The organism is Halobacillus hunanensis, assembly GCF_900166655.1.
Taxonomy (GTDB): Bacteria; Bacillota; Bacilli; order Bacillales; family Halobacillaceae; genus Halobacillus_A; species Halobacillus_A hunanensis.
Genome location: NZ_FVZB01000006.1, coordinates 141,826 through 159,534, shown reverse-complemented (window position 1 = coordinate 159,534; position 17,709 = coordinate 141,826). Strand labels below are relative to the sequence as shown.

Genomic DNA, 17,709 nt, shown 5'->3' with positions numbered 1-17,709 from the left:
GACCACGGGTGGAGACACAAGCTCTGGTTTGCCGATTGTGAGGGAAGGGAAAGAAATAATAAATGCTTTGACGGTTTGTCTTTATTTTGTTAACATATTAGCATACTAAAGGATTTTTCGTTTTAGAAAGGTTGGTACTTCAATGGCTAAAAGGCTTATGTTTGAAAAACCACTGGGAATGCGCGACACGCTTCCTTTTTTTTATAATCAAAAAACGAAGGCCAGGGAAAGGCTTACTTCCGCGATTCTCTCCTATGGCTATTCGCTGATGGATACCCCGCTGCTTGAGTATCATGAAACGGTGGGGAAAATGAGTGCAACACCTGAGCAGCAATTGTTTAAATTATTGGATCAGCAGGGTCATACGCTCGTTCTGCGTCCGGATATGACGGCACCAATTGCTCGAGTGGCGGCCTCACAGCTTAAAGATGCTGAGTTTCCGTTAAGGCTTGCTTACGAAGGTCCAGTTTTTCGAGCTCAACAGACAGAAGGAGGCAAACCAGCTCAGTTTGAACAAGTGGGTACGGAGCTGATTGGGGATCATTCCTCTTATGGGGATGCAGAAGTCATTGCTCTATTAGTAGATTCATTGAAGCAGTCGGGCTTAGATGAATTTGTTATTACCATTGGCCATATTGGATTTGTAAAATCTTTCTTCCAGGATTTGCTTGGGGAAGAGTCCGAAATAACAGACCTTCTTCTGCAACATCTTTATCGAAAAAATTATGTAGGTTTTCGCGAGGACGTAAAGTTGAGTCAGCTTCCTGAGGAAACAAAACATGCTTTGCTTTCCATTTTGAAACTGCGCGGCGGCGAGGAAGTGTTTACAGCTAGTAAGGCACTGGCTCGAAATCAATCGTGCATGCAGGCCGTAAATGAATTAAAGCAGCTGTATAAAATTTTGAAGCAGTATGGTGTTGACCAGTACGTCCATGTGGATCTCAATTTAATCAGTCATATGAACTATTATACGGGGATATTGTTCGAAGGTTATGCCCCTAAGCTAGGAGCATTACTTTGTAATGGAGGGCGCTATGATGCTTTGCTGCCGTCCTTTCAGCTCAACACTTCGGCAACAGGCTTTGCCATACACTTAGAACGACTGCTAGAAGCGCTTGAGGTCCAGGAACAAGAGGATGACATTAGAGTGGGAGTAATCGTCGATGATGATACACATGCGGAAGGTTTACAAAAAGCTCGAGCACTACGACAGGAAGGATTTTATGTGCTCTTGCAGCATGTTGATCAGATTCCAGATCTAGAAAAGTTTAAAGAACAGCTCCAAGAAACTGTAGATTTTACTGAAAAAGGAGGCGGTCTTGATGAATAATGCCTTAACGATCGCCATGCCAAAAGGAAGAATTTATGAGGAAGCAGCAGAGCTAATGAAGCAGGCAGGCTATCATGTGGCCTCAGATGCCGAAGATTCCAGAAAGCTGATTCTAGAGTTTCCAGAACAAAACATTAAAATTATGATGGCTAAACCAATGGATGTGGTGACTTACGTCGAATATGGAGCTGCGGATATCGGCATAGCTGGCAAAGATGTCCTGTTAGAGCAGGATCGTGATGTATATGAAGTACTGGATTTACAAATCAGTCCCTGTTATGTCGCCGTCGCCGGCCTTCCTGATCAACCGCTTGGACGGATTGCCCCTAAAATTGCAACAAAGTATCCAAGAGTGGCGTCTGACTACTTCAGGGAACAAGGTGAGCAGATTGAAATTATTCCACTGAATGGGTCCATTGAGCTTGCCCCGCTTATTGGTCTGGCTGACCGAATCGTGGATATCGTTTCTTCAGGGCGTACGTTGAAGGAGAATGGATTAATCCAATATGAAAAGATTGCTGATATTACTTCCAGGCTAATTGTGAACCCAGTGAGTTACAGGATGAAAAGCAGTGAAATTGATGTAATGGTGCGTGAGTTAAGTGCCGTCGTGGAGGTGGAACGTTCATGAGAATGATGAGAAGATCTGACGTATCCTCCCTGAGACGAAGTGTCGATCAGGGCACAAAAGAGCAGAGACAAGCGGTTCAAGACATTATCCAGCAAGTAAAGCAAAACGGAGATCAAGCTGTTCAAACCTATACGAAACAATTTGATGGGGCGGACATTGAGAACTGGCGTGTCACGAAGGCAGAATTGACTGAAGCTTATACATCAATGGATCAGGATTATAGAACGATCTTAGAAGAAGCGGCAGCGAACATTAGAAATTTTCATGAAAAGCAACAAACTGTTTCTTGGTTTGATGCGAAGGATGATGGGACGATTCTTGGACAAAAAGTGACGCCCATCGATGCAGCTGGAATTTACGTGCCTGGTGGAACGGCTGCTTACCCTTCTTCAGTACTGATGAACGTAATCCCTGCCCAGGCAGCCGGAGTTGAACGGGTCGTGATGGTAACACCGCCAGACAAGGAGGGGAATATCCCAACTGGGGTGCTCGCAGCAGCCCAGCTGCTAGGAATTGACCAGGTTTATAAAGCAGGAGGGGCTCAGGCCATTGCAGCTTTAGCTTACGGGACAGAAACATTGGACCCTGTAGACAAAATTACCGGCCCTGGGAATGTGTATGTAGCCTTAGCTAAACGGGAAGTATTCGGAAATGTTGATATCGATATGATCGCAGGACCAAGTGAGATTGCGATCTTGGCGGACCATACTGCGAAAGCTGATGAATTAGCGGCTGATTTGCTGTCGCAAGCTGAACACGATGCAAGATCTTCCAGCATTCTTGTTACAACAGATGAAACTTTGGCAGAAGACGTTCGCACCGCCGTTCACGCACAGCTCCGGTCCTTGCCCAGGTATCAAATTGCTAAAGCTAGTATTGAGGATTATGGTGCTATAATTGTGTGTGACACAAAAGCGGAGGCATTGGATACCATAAATGAAATTGCTGCGGAACACTTAGAAATTGTGACAGCAGATCCTTTTCAAGACATGGCAAAAGTTAAGCATGCGGGAGCTATTTTTCTAGGACCTTATAGCAGTGAGCCCGTCGGTGATTACTACGCAGGACCGAACCACGTGCTTCCGACGAACGGCACAGCACGGTTCTCAAGCCCGCTCACTGTAGATGATTTTGTTAAAAAGTCGAGTGTGATTTCATATAGTGAACAAGCATTACAGCAACATGCCGAAAAGATTGCGCAATTTGCCAGGTTAGAAGGATTAGAAGCTCATGCTAGAGCGATTGAAACACGCAAGGAGCGATGGAAATGACTCGAACAGCATCAATTACGAGAACGACTCGAGAAACAGATATCCGGATTGATTTAAATATTGATGGTGAAGGCCAAACTGACCTCCAGGTACAGGTGCCTTTTATGGCACATATGCTGGAGTTGTTCACGAAGCACGGGTTATTTGATTTAAATGCCACGGGTAAAGGTGATGTGGAAGTGGACGACCACCATTTAACAGAGGATCTTGGCATTTGCCTTGGGCAAGCTTTACGGCAAGCCCTGGGCGATAAAAAAGGAATTAAACGATACGGTTCTATGACGCTTCCTATGGATGAAACCCTCGTTACGGTGGCGATCGATCTGAGCGACCGTCCGCATTTTGAATGGAAAGCAGCATTGCCTAAAGACCGTGTGGGGTCATTTGATACAGAAAATGTGCATGAATTCTTTTGGAAACTTGCTGTTGAAGCACGGATGAATCTGCATATTGTGCTTCACCACGGCCATAATACTCATCACATTATCGAGGCCATGTTCAAGGCATTAGCCAGGGCACTGGATGAAGCCACCCAGATCGATTCCCGTATTCAAGGAGTGCCGAGTACGAAAGGAAGTTTATAAATGATTGGAATCATTGACTACGGAATGGGAAACTTATTCAGCGTTTCTAAAGCATTAGAAAGGCTTGATATTCCTTATGTAATAGGTGATCGCCCCAGCAAGCTTGAGAACTGTCATGGTTATATATTGCCTGGGGTTGGGGCCTTTCCCGATGCCATGAAGGCCTTGCATGAACATCAGTTTATCGACTTTATTCGAAGAAAAGTGGATGAAGGTGTACCTCTATATGGTATTTGCCTGGGGATGCAGCTTTTATTTGAAGAAAGTGAAGAAGGCGGGACTACGGCCGGACTAGGTTTATTTCCCGGGAAAATTAGACGATTCACAGGGCGAGATCAACAAGGAGTCCCTTATAAGGTGCCACACATGGGGTGGAATCGGTTAAAAATCCATCAGCCAGAGCAACCCATTTTATTCGAAGTTGAAGAAGAGTTTGTGTATTTCGTTCATTCCTATGTTGTTCAAACAGAAGATTCGTCTCTTTTATATGCCACGGCTGATTATCACATGGATGTGCCGGCTATCGTAGGGAGAGGTCCTCTCGTAGCCAGTCAGTTTCATCCTGAAAAAAGTGGTCGAGCCGGGATGCAATTATTAGAAAACTTCTGCAAGCAAATGAGTAAGGAGCATGCGTGATGAGTTTTACAATTTTTCCTGCAATAGATATGCGTGATGGAAAGTGTGTCCGCTTAGAACAAGGCGATTTTAACAAACAAACTGTTTATGGAGATAATCCCTTTGAAGTGGCAAAGGAGTTTGCTGACGTTGGAGCATCCTGGATTCATATGGTCGATTTGGACGGGGCAAAAGCAGGATCAAAGCAAAATGCCAAACATGTCTTAAGGGTGGCTCAGGACCTTGATTGTAACGTACAAGTTGGAGGAGGCATTCGATCTGAACAGGATGCGGCCTTCTACCTTGATCAAGGAGTTAACCGTGTCATAATTGGCTCGCTAGCTATTCGTGATCTTCCATTAACGAAACAGCTGTTAAAGAAGTATAAAGAAAAAATCGTAATCGGGTTAGATGCAAGAGAAGGATTTATAGCAACTGAAGGCTGGCTTGAGCGTTCTGAAGTGAAGGCGGTTGATTTAGGGAAAGAACTGGCAGAGGCTGGGGCAGAAACCTTTATTTATACCGATATTGCCAAAGATGGAATGCTTCAGGGACCAAACACGAAAGAGATTGTTCGCTTAGCGTCTGAAACAGGGGTGAACGTGATCGCTTCGGGTGGAATTCAAGGACTTGAAGACTTGAGTGAACTCAAGGAATATCAAGATCAGCACGTCATTGGCTCTATAGTAGGAAAAGCGTTGTATACGAATCGTTTCCAGCTGTCTGAAGCACTTCGAGTGGAGGTGCGCTAATGTTATCTAAACGGATTATTCCCTGCTTAGACGTGAAAGAAGGAAGAGTTGTTAAAGGTGTTCAATTCGTGGATATTCGTGATGCGGGCGACCCTGTTGAATTAGCAAAAGTATATGATGAACAAGGTGCAGATGAGCTTGTTTTTCTCGACATTTCAGCTAGTCATGAAGGAGAAAAAACGATGATAGACGTCGTTAGGGAAGTGGCTTCGGAATTAGCCATCCCTTTCACAGTTGGCGGAGGGATTCGTACGTTACAAGACATTAAGGAAACGTTACGCAGCGGTGCTGACAAAGTTTCCTTAAACTCAGCTGCAGTGAAACGTCCGGATTTGATACGAGAGGGGGCCGACTACTTTGGCAGCCAATGTATCGTTGTAGCCATTGACGCTCGTTTTGACAGCTCGGTGGACACGTGGCGTGTGTACACTCATGGCGGCAGAACCCCGACTGAGTGGCTGGTCACAGAGTGGGCCGAAGAAGCTGTTCGCCTGGGAGCGGGAGAGATTTTATTAACCTCTATGAATCAAGATGGGGAGAAATCAGGCTTTGATTTACCTTTACTACAAGCAGTTCAGGAAGTCATACAAGTTCCGGTCATTGCCTCAGGAGGTGCTGGTTCAGCACAGCATTTCTACGAAGTGTTTGAAAATGTTAATGCCGATGCGGCACTGGCTGCTTCTATTTTTCATTACAAAGAAACCTCAATAGGAAACGTGAAGAGATACTTGGCAGAGAGAGGAGTCGTGGTTCGATGAATTTGCAAGACATTCAATTCAATGAAAAAGGGTTAGTGCCTGCGATCGTGCAAGATGCTCGATCAAAAGAGGTGTTGACACTTGCTTACATGAATAAAGAATCGATTGAACTTACCTTAGAAAAAGAAGAAACGGTTTTCTACAGCCGTTCTCGAGAAGAGCTTTGGCATAAGGGTGCGACATCGGGTCATACGCAGAAAGTCGTGGAAATACGCTTTGATTGCGATCAAGATGCTTTGTTAATCCAGGTCATTCCGTCGGGGCCAGCCTGTCATAAGGGTGAATATAGCTGCTTCACAGAATCTTTACTGAGGCATGATGTACGTGCGGGCGATCAGCCCTATGCAATCATAGACGAATTAAGGAAAGTCCTGGCTGAGAGGAAGACGATTTTACCTGAGAATTCCTATACCTCCCAACTTTTTCAGCAAGGTGTAGACCGTATTGCTAAGAAAATTGGGGAGGAAGCGGGCGAAGTGATCATTGCTGCAAAAAACGATGATCCCGAAGAGCTTTCACTCGAATCAGCAGATTTATTATTTCATTTGTTACTGTTACTAACAGACCGAGGGGTCAGCCTCGATCAGGTACTGGCTGTACTGGAAAAACGCCATAAAGAATAAAAGGAGTGCTCGCTGTCAAGTTCGACAGCGGCCATTTTTTGTTTATAATGCCCTTCAAAAAATGTTTATTTTAACTCCATTCTCAGCCTTTGCACAGCAAGGGGATTGGAAAGTGAAAGATATCACTTACCAAGTCTAGTCAGGGAGAAAATTCGAAATAACTGTTATTAAATTTAGACGTTCCATCATCTAGTTGAGGAGAAGGTGGTCGTGGAAATAACTAGCTTTCCGCGGCCTCACACGACGTGGAGTCGTTCGATGTTGGCACAGGACGTGCCGAACTTAACCGAACATCCTTTAACCGGTGAGTCTCCTCGGCTTCGCCTGCGGGGCCTCACCCTGTACTATAATCCCACAGGAGTCTCGCTATTTCCTGTTCCACCTTTCTATAAAAGGGGGAAGGAACGGCCTTGTCACTGTAGAAACACTCTATGACTATTAATGGGTGAGTTTATACGTTGAAGCAACTATCCCCTATCCTTTTTACAACTCCATTTTTTATTAGATGGCTCCGATGCTCGCATTAACGAAATGGAGGATAGTAACTGCGGAATTTCTACGGAAAGGTTGGCGAGTTAAAGGTTGTTCGGTTAATTTTGGACTTCAAGGAATTTAAGGGATAGAGGAAGTTCGGCTAAAGTCGAAACGTCCTGTTTCAAGGCCGAACTACTCGACTACGCACGAGGGCATGTGCCAACGTCGAACGATAATGGGACAAACTAGACTTCTTAAGTAAACAGACGAACGATGTGCTGTTTTAGCGAAGTATATTTTCGCAGCGGTTTATATGCACCAATTGTTATTATCTTACTTTTGCTCTAACCTCATGAAAAGCGAGTTATTTCCACGACCACCTTCTCCCCATCCAAAGTCTTTATTTTTGTAAGACCATTATGAAATTGACTCATCTACAAAAAAATACAAATTTCTTCTATTTCATTTCCCGCTTCTATGTTATACTGCATAATTAGTGAGAATGGACACGGAAAATAGGGGGACCGTCATGACGACATCACCGAATCCTGCGGCAACGAATGAAAAGACAAATATCATCCCTTTTTTACCAACAGGGAATTTTTATTTCTCTCATGGAATCCATGCCTTTAAAAAACGGCGGTTCAATGCGGCTGTTAAATGGCTGAAAAAAGCCATCGAGATCAGTCCGGATGAACCGCTTTATTCTTGCCAGCTCTCTGTCGTATACACCGAGGTTGGCTCTTATCATGCTGCGAACCAGCTATTAAGTGAAGTAATTGTCCAATATGGGGAACAATATCCGGACTGTTACTACTTGATGGCTAACAATTATGCCCATCTTGGCCTTCTAAATGATGCACAAAAGTACGCCGAAAAATATTTAGATCATACGGATGATGGGGATTTTGAGGAAGCAGCCAAACAACTGCTGGGTATGCTTAATTCCTTAGAAGAGGAAGAAATTGAAGAGGACTTTGCTTTTGACGATGAAGATGAACTGCTTATCTATCAGGAAACGGCTTTTTATCATTTAGAGCATGAAGAATGGGACCAAGCTTTGCCTGTTTTACAAGAAATGATGGAACTGTTCCCTGAATTTAGTCTTGCCAAGCATAAGTATGCGTATGCCTTGTTTCAGATCGGCGAACATGCCGAAGCGATTGAATTAGAGAATGCATGGCTTAAAAAAGATCATAAGAATATACACAGCCTCGTCAACCTGGCGTGTTTTTACTTAGCCGAACAACAAGAGGAACGCGCGATTTCCTTAATCGAACCATTAAGAAACGTATATCCTATGCACGAACAACAAAAATTGGCTATCTCAGAAACGTTAGCACGAGCTGGATACTATAATGAAGCAGTGGACCGTTTTCGTGCATTGAGGAATAAACAAGTAGTGAGAAGAAGAAGCTATTATAAATGGTTTAGTATTTCTTGCTATCACACTGGTAATCCATCGCGTGCTTTGCAGCTTTGGGAAAAAGGCTGTAAACAGTTTCCCAAGTTGAGTGAAGAAGGCGGGCCATGGATTCGAGGATAAGCACATTAATGGACGCTCTTAGTAAGATTTATTATGATGTTTACAGGATTAAGATTGTGTTGACAAGGAGTTGATGATCCATGACCGAAGAAAGAATTTATGATGTCATTATAGCAGGCGCCGGTCCGGCAGGGATGACGGCAGCCGTATATACTTCAAGGGCTAATCTTGATACGTTAATGATTGAGCGTGGTATTCCAGGTGGTCAAATGGCAAATACCGAAGATGTAGAGAATTACCCTGGGTTTGATCATATTCTGGGGCCAGACCTTTCCAATAAAATGTTTGATCATGCTAAAAAGTTTGGTGCAGAGTATGCCTATGGTGATATTAAAGAAGTCATTGAGGGAAAAGAATACAAGACAGTTGTTGCCGGAAATAAAGAGTATAAAACACGTGCCCTCATCATAACAACAGGTGCACAATACAAAGCGTTAGGCGTCGAGGGTGAAAAAGAGCTGGGCGGCCGTGGTGTTTCCTATTGTGCCGTTTGTGACGGTGCCTTCTTTAAAGAGAAAGAACTTGTTGTTGTTGGCGGAGGAGACTCTGCTGTAGAAGAAGGGGTCTATCTTACCCGGTTTGCTGACAAAGTAACGATTGTTCACCGCCGTGATGAACTGCGCGCACAGAAGATTTTACAAGATCGTGCGTTTGACAATGATAAGATTGAGTTCATTTGGGATACGGTAGTGAAAGAAATCAATGATGAAGACGGCAAAGTCGGGAGCGTCACGTTGTATAATAAGAAAACTAACGAAGAATACGAGTTCGATACAAACGGTGTGTTCATTTATATCGGTCTGATCCCGCTCAGTAAACCATTTGAGAGTCTTGGGGTTACGAATGAACAAGGCTATATCGAAACAGACGAAAAAATGGAAACAAAAGTGCCAGGTGTTTTCGCGGCAGGAGATATTCGTGAGAAAGAATTACGTCAAATTGTAACAGCAACTGGGGATGGCAGTATTGCTGCTCAGTCTGCACAGAATTATATTGAGAATTTATTAGAAGAGTTAAAAACGGTAAAATAAAAAGTAACTCCAGCTTAATTCTCCTGTAACACGTATGAAACATTAATGGGGTACAATAAAAGTGATTAATTGACCCCCTTTTAATAGATCTCTATTAGGCACAGGTGTTTATCACCTGTGCATTTTTTTGTGTCTTTTTGCGAAAATTAAAATTGGTATTATATAGACTGTAAGAGAACGAAAAAAAACTGTGACTTGCATCCAGACCTTATTACTCCGGGGATAAAACGTAAGTGATTTCCCTTAATGAAGCAAGCATAACATTGTAGCCAATTACGTATTCATTGTATAATAGATAAGAATGCCCTCTAGAGAATAAATGAGGTGACAAGACGTGCAACGTGTAGCAAACTGTATTTTACGAAAAGATAATCATATATTAATGTTAAAAAAACCAAGGCGTGGCTGGTATGTTGTCCCTGGCGGAAAAATGGAGGCTGGGGAAAATATTAAAGATTCTGTAGTCCGTGAATTCCACGAAGAAACGGGTTTACGTATCAAAGATCCTGAACTAAAAGGTTCTTTTACATTTATCATGAAAGAGGACGATCAAACTGTTCAGGAGTGGATGATGTTTACCTTTTATACAACAGACTATCAAGGCGAGCTATTAGAAGTCAGTGAAGAGGGCCAGCTCGAATGGGTAGCTGTAGAAGAAGTTCTGGATAAACCGATGGCTGAAGGTGATCGCTATATATTCAATCATATTTTATCGAGTGAAGAACAAGTATACGGTACATTCATCTATACAACTGACTTTCAATTGATCGACCAGGAACTGGACCCGTGTCGACCTACGTAATGAGGAGCGATGGCTTATGGCAGAAAAAGAAAACAATACTCAACTTGTAATCATAACTGGAATGTCTGGAGCAGGAAAGACCGTTGCTATCCAAAGTTTTGAAGACTTAGGCTTTTTTTGTGTTGATAATCTGCCGCCGACTCTTTTACCTAAATTCTTGGATTTAATGAAGGATTCAACGAATGATATTAAGAATGTTGCCCTTGTGATGGATTTAAGAGGGCGTGAATTTTTCGATTCTTTATTTGATGCCCTTGATCGTTTAGGGAATGAAGATTGGCTGGATAGTCATATCCTGTTCCTGGATGCAGAAGATCAATCCCTTGTTTCGAGATATAAGGAAACAAGACGGTCTCATCCGCTGGCTAAAGACGGCCTTCCACTCGAAGGCATTCGTCAGGAACGTAAGATGCTGGACGAACTGCAGGGACGTGCTCAAACTATTATAAATACATCCAGCCTTAAACCGAAGGAACTGAGAGATAGGATTCTCGACCGTTACAAGGCACAGAAACAGCAAGTGTTTTCTGTACAGATGGTTTCTTTCGGGTTTAAGTATGGGGTGCCGATCGATGCGGACCTTATGTTCGATGTCAGGTTTTTACCCAACCCGCATTATGTAGAAAATATGCGCCCGCTGACAGGATTAAATTCAGAAGTATCCTCCTATGTATTTAAGTGGTCTGATACTCAAAAATTTCTTGAAAAGCTTAAAGATTTGCTGCAGTTTATGCTGCCACAGTATAAGAGAGAAGGAAAGAGTCAGTTGGTAGTAGCAATCGGCTGCACAGGCGGCCAACACCGTTCTGTTGCCATAGCTGAGTATCTTTCCAATTACTTCTCCAGTGACTTTGTGACCCATGTGACGCACCGGGATATTGATAAAAGAAAGGGTTTGTAATCCATGGATCGTTTGAATAAACCCAAGGTAGTAGTCATTGGCGGAGGAACAGGGATGCCTGTATTATTGAGGGGGCTTAAATATTTTCCAATAGACCTTTCCGCGATCGTGACCGTTGCAGATGACGGAGGGAGTTCAGGAAGATTAAGAAGTGAGCTTTCTATCCCGGCACCCGGTGATATCAGGAACGTTCTCGCAGCCATGTCAGATGCAGAACCAATGCTTCTTGATTTATTTCAACACCGTTTTGTAAATGGGAACGGACTTTCTGGACATTCAATGGGGAACTTGCTGCTCGCTGCGATGACATCAATGACAGGAGATTTTTACCATGGAATTAAGGAAATTTCTCGTGTACTGAATGTGAAAGGAAATATCTATCCTATTGCTAACCACTCCATGAATCTACATGCTGAGATGGAAGATGGGACGCTTGTAACGGGAGAGTCGAATATCCCAAAAGCCAATAAGCGAATTAAACGCGTATATGTCAGCCCGCTTCCTATTCAACCATTGCCAGAGGCGATGGAGGCCATAAAGGATGCAGACCTGGTGGTGATTGCACCGGGTAGTCTCTACACTAGCATTCTGCCGAACATTATAATACCAGAGATCGGTCAGGCATTAAGAGAAACGAAGGCGAAGGTAACGTATGTGTGTAATGTGATGACACAGGAAGGGGAAACATCAGGTTATACAGCAGCTGATCATGTGCAGGCTATATATGATCATGTTGGAGAAGGATGCATTCATTCCGTTGTCGTTCATAATAAACCGATTGGGCCGAATATCAGGAAAGTTTATGCAGAAGAAAATGCAGAACCTGTGCATTATGACATGGATCGAATTAAGGCACTGGGACTAAATATTATTGAAGAAGATATTATTGATAAAAGCCAGGCAGCCATTCGCCATGATACGACTAAATTGGCTCATTTGCTGCATTCGATGTTATAGGAGAAAGCAGTCATGCCGCTTGAAGATTGTCTAAAATGGGGGTGAACATAGTGTCGTTTGCGTCAGAGATTAAAAAGGAACTAACGAATGTAGAAGCCGATGAGAAGAATAGTGTGGAAGCGGAATTGGCAGCCCTCGTTCGAATGAATGGAACATTTTCTTTATCTAATAAGTCCTATTTATTGGATATTCAAACAGAGAATGCTGCAATAGCGAGACGCATTTATATGCTGATTAAAAAGCTGTATCCATATCCTGTAGAACTTCTGGTAAGAAAGAAAATGCGTTTAAAAAAGAATAATGTTTATATTGTCAGAATGAAAGAAAACGCTGAAAGACTGTTAAAAGACTTAGAAATTTTAGTCGGGCCGTTTTCGGTCAATCCGGAGATTCCAAAAAAGTATTTGGCCACTACCGGGTGCAAGCGGGCATACTTGCGAGGAGCTTTTTTAGCGGGAGGATCTGTAAATAATCCGGAAACATCATCCTACCATTTAGAGATCCACTCTTCTGACGAATCACATAATGAGGCTTTATGTGAGCTAATGAACAGCTTTGAGTTACATGCACGTACTTTGGAGAGAAAAAAAGGGTTTATTACTTACTTAAAAGAGGCGGAGAAGATTACTGAGCTGATTAGCAATATCGGGGCCCACCAGGCTCTTTTTAAATTCGAAGATGTACGTATCGTCAGAGATATGAGAAACTCTGTGAATCGGCTTGTCAATTGCGAAACGGCCAACTTAAATAAGACGATTGGAGCTGCGTTCAGGCAGGTAGAAAATATTAGATTCATTAAACAAACAGTAGGATTAGAAGCCTTGCCTGATAAGCTTCATGAAATCGCCTCACTTCGACTTCAGCATCAGGAAGTATCGTTGAAAGAGCTGGGGGAGTTAGTATCAGGTTCTCCGATAAGTAAATCCGGTATTAACCATCGCCTGCGCAAGATCGATGATTTTGCGGACAAAGTTAGGCGAGGTGAAGTAAAGGAAAGTAGTCAAAAATAATGTAATCTGAAAAATTTCATGCTATAATGATTTACAATTGAGGACGCTTTCCTATAGAAAGCGTTCTTTATTTAAAATGGATTGTATGCGCTTTCTAAAAATAATGAAAACATGATAGAGAGGGGAATGAATAAATGATTGAACAGTCCGTAAAGGTTGAATTGGAGACAGGATTACAAGCAAGGCCTGCTGCTCAGTTTGTGCAGCAAGCAAATCGCTTTTCAGCAGATATTTTTATTGAGAAAGAGCAGAAGCGGGTGAATGCAAAGAGCATTATGGGGCTCATGAGTTTGGCAGTGGCCTATGATGAGGAGATTTTGTTAATAGCTGAGGGAACGGATGAAGAAAAAGCGATAGCTGAATTAACGGCCTTTGTGAAAGAGTAGTACGTATTTATGTGAAGAAATGAACAAAATTTTATAATCATAAATGGTTGGTGGCTCCATGGCCATACATAACAATGCCCGCTGCATGAACAGCGGGCATTTGTTTCTTATTCGCCTGTCTTTTCCATCACTTTATCGATTAGACCATATTCAACAGCTTCATGGGCTGACATGAAATTATCTCGGTCTGTGTCACGCTCGATCACTTCAAGCGGCTGACCAGTTCGTTCTGATAGAATTTGGTTTAATTTCTCGCGCATTTTGATGATACGCTTAGCGTGAATTTCAATGTCGGATGCTTGCCCTTGTGTTCCGCCGAGTGGCTGGTGGATCATCACTTCACTGTTTGGCAGTGCATAACGTTTTCCTTTTGCACCGGCATTGAGAAGGAAAGCACCCATAGAAGCGGCCATACCTGTGCAGATTGTAGAAACGTTTGGCTTGATGAACTGCATCGTATCGTAGATAGCCATTCCAGAGGTAATGGATCCACCCGGAGAGTTAATATAAAGTGAAATGTCCTTCTCAGGGTCTTCAGCAGCTAAGAATAATAGCTGAGCAACGATAGAGTTGGAAACATTATCATCAATAGCACTGCCTAGCATAATAATCCGATCTTTTAATAAACGGGAATAAATGTCATAGGCACGTTCTCCGCGGTTAGTTTGTTCAATTACTGTTGGGATTAAATTCATTGTAATTTCCTCCTTTTCATCATTGCATATATGATGGAATATGTTTTTATCATACCTTTAAGGTCAGAAAAGGTCAAACAAAAAGATTGTACCTTTTTGACTAATTTCTTTAGTCCTTGGCGGGTCTGGAGAGAGGTACAGGACTTTTTAGATTCGCGGTTATAGAAAAATAGCTGAAGATGGTACAATTGAGCATCCCTGTACCATCATTTCCCTAATTTGAGTAGGATAAACCTGTGATTATTAATAGAATTCCAAGACTCTTAAGTCAAAATAGATCTTGATTTTCTTGGTGATTAATCGTATAATATACCTTGTCTTTCTGATTTTGCGCCCGTAGCTCAGTTGGATAGAGCGGTAGATTCCGGTTCTACGTCAGTCGGGGGTTCGAATCCTCTCGGGCGCGCTTATACTTTCATTAATGATATGTTTAATTTCCCCACGCTGCCTATTTTAGCAGGTGGTTTTTTTATAGCACATTATCTAGTCAGGCTGAGTGTTAAAAGTTTCACTCGAAAATTGTGTGTGTTATTCTTGAGGATATACGAATTTGTTGGTTCTTCGTTAAGCGAAAAGGAGATTTTATGACAAATATTATTCGTTTCAAAATCATATCAACTGAAAAGATTCCAGAAGACCGTAGAATCCATATTCTTGATATCCAGCATAGAAGAAAGCTGTCCTTTAATTTAAAGTCACTGTATCGTTCTCTTGAAAGAGCGGCTGGTGAGAATGAATTGATCGAGTTCTTAGAGTCGAAGAAATTTAAAATTGACCATGGTTATTATGATTTTGTAAGCCACGTTTCTTAACGTGGCTTTTTAGTTTTATCCTTGTTACATATTAAAAAAATGCTCTATATAAGGGAGGGAAGGATAACGTGAATAAAATAACACTCTACGGAAAAAGTAATTGTAAACTGTGTGATGAAGTGAAAGAACTGGTTGTAGTTCTCGCCATGGACTATCAAATTGACATGACTGAGGTTAATATAGAGGAAGATGAGCAATTACTGCGTAGTTACTTTCTCGAAATTCCCGTCCTTTTTATTAACGGAGAAAAAATTGATTACCGGGAAATCGATGTTTTTTCGCTAAGAGAGCGGTTACACTGAGTTTTTCAGTTGCACAGCTTCACCTGCACTGATAATATATAAATTGAAAAGGATATTTTTTTGCTCCGAGCGGGACAGATTATGACTGCCTGGGACATTTCTATCCCGACGAATATACTTTTCATAATAAAGGAGCTTTTTCATGAGAGCTTTAATTGACTTACAAAAGAAATTGTTTCCAGATGTCCTTGAAGTTATGCAAAGACGTTATCAACTGCTCCACCATATTCGGTTGATGCAACCGGTAGGCAGGAGGGCGCTATCTGAGAACAGTCAACTTGCTGAAAGAACTGTCAGAAGTGAAGTAGACTTCTTGAGCAAGCAAGGAGCTGTTGATATCACATCAAGAGGGATGCACTTGACTTATGAAGGGCAAGCGATTCTTGAACAGTTAGCAGAGTTTATAAAGGATGTAACGGGAATAAAAGTTTTAGAACAGCAGTTAATGGATAAATTAAAATTAGACGATGTTGTCGTTATTCCAGGTGACAGTGATCAGTTAGACTGGGTTAAACAGGAAATGGGTAAAGCTTGTGTTGAATACTTGAAGGCACATTTGCATTCAAGAGAAACAGTGGCTATTACCGGTGGCTCGACAATGGCTGCTGTTGCAGAAATGATGACACCTCTCGAAAAAGCGAGTCAATGTATGTTCGTGCCTGCTCGTGGAGGTCTTGGAGAGCGTGTCGAGAACCAAGCCAATACGATTTGTGCTGAAATGGCGAAAAAAGCCCGAGGAGACTATCGTCTTCTCTACGTTCCGGACCCCTTAAGTGAGGAATCTTATCAGACGATCATTGAAGAACCATCTATTAAAGAAGTGCTGGATATGATCCGTGACGCGGGTATGGTTGTTCACGGAATAGGAGAGGCTATGACAATGGCCGAACGACGTAAAACGCCAACTTCTCAACTGGAGTTAATTCATGAAAGACAAGCAGTAGGAGAAGCGTTTGGTTATTACTTTAACGAATCAGGCGAGATCGTTCATAAAGTTCGGACGGTTGGATTGCAGCTAGAGGATCTGTCCTCAGCCGATGATGTTATCGCGGTGGCGGGAGGAAGGTCGAAAGCACAGGCGATTGCTTCCTATTTTCAGCCGGGTCAAAGTAATATACTGATTACCGATGAAGGTGCTGCGTCAGAGTTAGTAAGGGGTTACCCCTTTTAAATAAAAATTGTTTACTATTTTAAGGAGGAATTAAGCATGACTGTAAGAGTAGGTATTAACGGTTTCGGCCGCATTGGACGTAATGTTTTCCGTGCTGCGCTTAAAAATAATGAAGTAGAGGTTGTAGCTGTAAATGATTTAACGGATGCCAATATGCTGGCACACTTGCTACAGTATGATACAGTTCACGGTAAGCTTGAGGAAGAGGTTACTGTTAATGGCGATAATCTAGTAGTTGGCGGGCAAGAGATCAAGGTTCTTTCTGAAAAAGATCCTGCTAACCTTGGCTGGGGAGATCTTGGAGTAGAAATCGTTATCGAATCTACCGGTCGCTTTACTCAGCGTGACGATGCGAAGAAACACCTTGATGCAGGAGCGAAGAAAGTTGTCATTTCTGCACCAGCAAAACAAGAAGACCTTACAGTAGTTATGGGTGTAAACGAAGATCAATATAACAAAGATGAGCACCATGTAATTTCTAACGCTTCTTGTACGACAAACTGTCTTGCACCATACGCAAAGGTATTAAATGATAAATTTGGTCTTAAACGCGGAATGATGACAACTGTTCACTCTTATACGAATGATCAGCAAATTCTTGACTTGCCGCACAAAGACTATCGTCGTGCGCGTGCCGCTGGTCAGAACATCATCCCAACTACAACAGGTGCTGCTCAGGCTGTAGCTAAAGTTCTTCCTGAACTAGACGGCAAACTTAGCGGTATGGCGATGCGTGTTCCAACAGCTAATGTTTCCATCGTTGACCTTGTTGCAGAATTAGATAAAGATGTAACAGCTGAAGAAGTGAATGCAGCACTTAAAGAAGAAGCAGAAGGCAACCTTAAAGGCATTCTGGATTATAGTGACGAGCCTTTAGTTTCAACAGACTATAACGGCAACACTCATTCTTCTATTATTGATGGTCTATCTACCCTGATTCTTGAAGACAATATGGTCAAAATTGTTTCATGGTATGATAACGAAACAGGCTACTCTAACCGTTGTGTAGACCTTGCTGTATATCTTAAGAGCAAAGGCCTATAATACGAGTATCACTG

Annotated in this window: 20 protein-coding genes and 1 tRNA gene; 20 read left to right on the top strand and 1 reads right to left on the bottom strand. The window is 42.5% G+C overall.

All coding sequences use genetic code 11. The features are described 5' to 3' along the window. Positions 1 to 142 precede the first annotated feature (142 nt). From B5354_RS06525 to B5354_RS06455, 15 genes are all read left to right on the top strand, one after another. Positions 143 to 1,330 (top strand): ATP phosphoribosyltransferase regulatory subunit, encoded by a 1,188-nt coding sequence (locus B5354_RS06525; RefSeq protein ID WP_079527118.1) that lies wholly within the window; start codon positions 143 to 145, stop codon positions 1,328 to 1,330. Next, a complete protein-coding gene (gene hisG, locus B5354_RS06520; protein ID WP_079527116.1) occupies positions 1,323 to 1,961 on the top strand; it encodes an ATP phosphoribosyltransferase in 639 nt (212 codons plus the stop codon). The genes B5354_RS06525 and hisG overlap by 8 nt, the downstream gene beginning before the upstream one ends. After that, positions 1,958 to 3,232: a histidinol dehydrogenase gene (gene hisD, locus B5354_RS06515; protein ID WP_079527114.1), complete on the top strand. Its 1,275-nt coding sequence runs from the start codon at positions 1,958 to 1,960 to the stop codon at positions 3,230 to 3,232. The genes hisG and hisD overlap by 4 nt, the downstream gene beginning before the upstream one ends. After that, positions 3,229 to 3,816: an imidazoleglycerol-phosphate dehydratase HisB gene (gene hisB / locus B5354_RS06510; RefSeq protein WP_079527112.1), complete on the top strand. Its 588-nt coding sequence runs from the start codon at positions 3,229 to 3,231 to the stop codon at positions 3,814 to 3,816. Before hisD ends, hisB begins: the two co-directional genes overlap by 4 nt. Continuing rightward, positions 3,817 to 4,452 carry an imidazole glycerol phosphate synthase subunit HisH gene (gene hisH, locus B5354_RS06505; protein WP_079527110.1) on the top strand — a complete coding sequence of 212 codons (636 nt, stop codon included), beginning with the start codon at positions 3,817 to 3,819 and terminating at the stop codon, positions 4,450 to 4,452. After that, a complete protein-coding gene (hisA, locus tag B5354_RS06500; protein WP_079527108.1) occupies positions 4,452 to 5,183 on the top strand; it encodes a 1-(5-phosphoribosyl)-5-[(5-phosphoribosylamino)methylideneamino]imidazole-4-carboxamide isomerase in 732 nt (243 codons plus the stop codon). Before hisH ends, hisA begins: the two co-directional genes overlap by 1 nt. Then, positions 5,183 to 5,941, top strand: a complete 759-nt coding sequence (gene hisF / locus B5354_RS06495) for an imidazole glycerol phosphate synthase subunit HisF (RefSeq protein WP_079527106.1) — start codon at positions 5,183 to 5,185, stop codon at positions 5,939 to 5,941. The genes hisA and hisF overlap by 1 nt, the downstream gene beginning before the upstream one ends. Then, positions 5,938 to 6,564, top strand: a complete 627-nt coding sequence (gene hisIE, locus B5354_RS06490) for a bifunctional phosphoribosyl-AMP cyclohydrolase/phosphoribosyl-ATP diphosphatase HisIE (RefSeq protein ID WP_079527104.1) — start codon at positions 5,938 to 5,940, stop codon at positions 6,562 to 6,564. Before hisF ends, hisIE begins: the two co-directional genes overlap by 4 nt. Positions 6,565 to 7,567: 1,003 nt before the next feature. Then, positions 7,568 to 8,584, top strand: coding sequence for a tetratricopeptide repeat protein (locus B5354_RS06485; RefSeq protein ID WP_079527102.1), 1,017 nt, complete (start codon positions 7,568 to 7,570; stop codon positions 8,582 to 8,584). 80 nt (positions 8,585 to 8,664) lie between these two features. Then, the gene (gene trxB / locus B5354_RS06480; RefSeq protein WP_079527100.1) at positions 8,665 to 9,615 is read left to right on the top strand and encodes a thioredoxin-disulfide reductase; all 951 of its coding nucleotides are present in this window, start codon (positions 8,665 to 8,667) and stop codon (positions 9,613 to 9,615) included. A 334-nt stretch (positions 9,616 to 9,949) separates the two neighbouring features. Continuing rightward, the gene (locus B5354_RS06475) at positions 9,950 to 10,417 is read left to right on the top strand and encodes an 8-oxo-dGTP diphosphatase (protein ID WP_079527098.1); all 468 of its coding nucleotides are present in this window, start codon (positions 9,950 to 9,952) and stop codon (positions 10,415 to 10,417) included. Positions 10,418 to 10,433: 16 nt separating this feature from the next. Beyond that, positions 10,434 to 11,318 carry an RNase adapter RapZ gene (gene rapZ / locus B5354_RS06470; RefSeq protein ID WP_079527096.1) on the top strand — a complete coding sequence of 295 codons (885 nt, stop codon included), beginning with the start codon at positions 10,434 to 10,436 and terminating at the stop codon, positions 11,316 to 11,318. Positions 11,319 to 11,321: 3 nt separating this feature from the next. After that, a complete protein-coding gene (locus B5354_RS06465; protein WP_079527094.1) occupies positions 11,322 to 12,275 on the top strand; it encodes a gluconeogenesis factor YvcK family protein in 954 nt (317 codons plus the stop codon). Positions 12,276 to 12,325: 50 nt separating this feature from the next. Further along, positions 12,326 to 13,285 (top strand): DNA-binding protein WhiA, encoded by a 960-nt coding sequence (gene whiA / locus B5354_RS06460; protein ID WP_079527092.1) that lies wholly within the window; start codon positions 12,326 to 12,328, stop codon positions 13,283 to 13,285. Positions 13,286 to 13,419: 134 nt separating this feature from the next. Continuing rightward, positions 13,420 to 13,671, top strand: a complete 252-nt coding sequence (locus tag B5354_RS06455; RefSeq protein WP_079527090.1) for an HPr family phosphocarrier protein — start codon at positions 13,420 to 13,422, stop codon at positions 13,669 to 13,671. A 107-nt stretch (positions 13,672 to 13,778) separates the two neighbouring features. Here B5354_RS06455 and clpP read toward each other — a convergent pair whose 3' ends face one another. Continuing rightward, entirely contained in the window at positions 13,779 to 14,372 is a 594-nt protein-coding gene (gene clpP, locus B5354_RS06450; protein WP_275897946.1) for an ATP-dependent Clp endopeptidase proteolytic subunit ClpP, read from the bottom strand. Positions 14,373 to 14,696: 324 nt separating this feature from the next. On the opposite strand from clpP, the gene B5354_RS06445 reads away from it, so the two are divergent. From B5354_RS06445 to gap, 5 genes are all read left to right on the top strand, one after another. Further along, a tRNA-Arg gene (locus B5354_RS06445) sits at positions 14,697 to 14,772 on the top strand. 178 nt (positions 14,773 to 14,950) lie between these two features. After that, positions 14,951 to 15,178 (top strand): hypothetical protein, encoded by a 228-nt coding sequence (locus B5354_RS06440; RefSeq protein WP_079527086.1) that lies wholly within the window; start codon positions 14,951 to 14,953, stop codon positions 15,176 to 15,178. A gap of 68 nt (positions 15,179 to 15,246) precedes the next feature. After that, on the top strand, positions 15,247 to 15,480 hold the full coding sequence (locus B5354_RS06435) for a glutaredoxin family protein (RefSeq protein WP_079527084.1): 234 nt from the start codon (positions 15,247 to 15,249) through the stop codon (positions 15,478 to 15,480). 142 nt (positions 15,481 to 15,622) lie between these two features. Continuing rightward, positions 15,623 to 16,651 carry a sugar-binding transcriptional regulator gene (locus B5354_RS06430; RefSeq protein ID WP_079527082.1) on the top strand — a complete coding sequence of 343 codons (1,029 nt, stop codon included), beginning with the start codon at positions 15,623 to 15,625 and terminating at the stop codon, positions 16,649 to 16,651. Between the two features lie 36 nt (positions 16,652 to 16,687). Continuing rightward, a complete protein-coding gene (gap, locus tag B5354_RS06425; RefSeq protein ID WP_079527080.1) occupies positions 16,688 to 17,695 on the top strand; it encodes a type I glyceraldehyde-3-phosphate dehydrogenase in 1,008 nt (335 codons plus the stop codon). Positions 17,696 to 17,709: the final 14 nt, after the last annotated feature.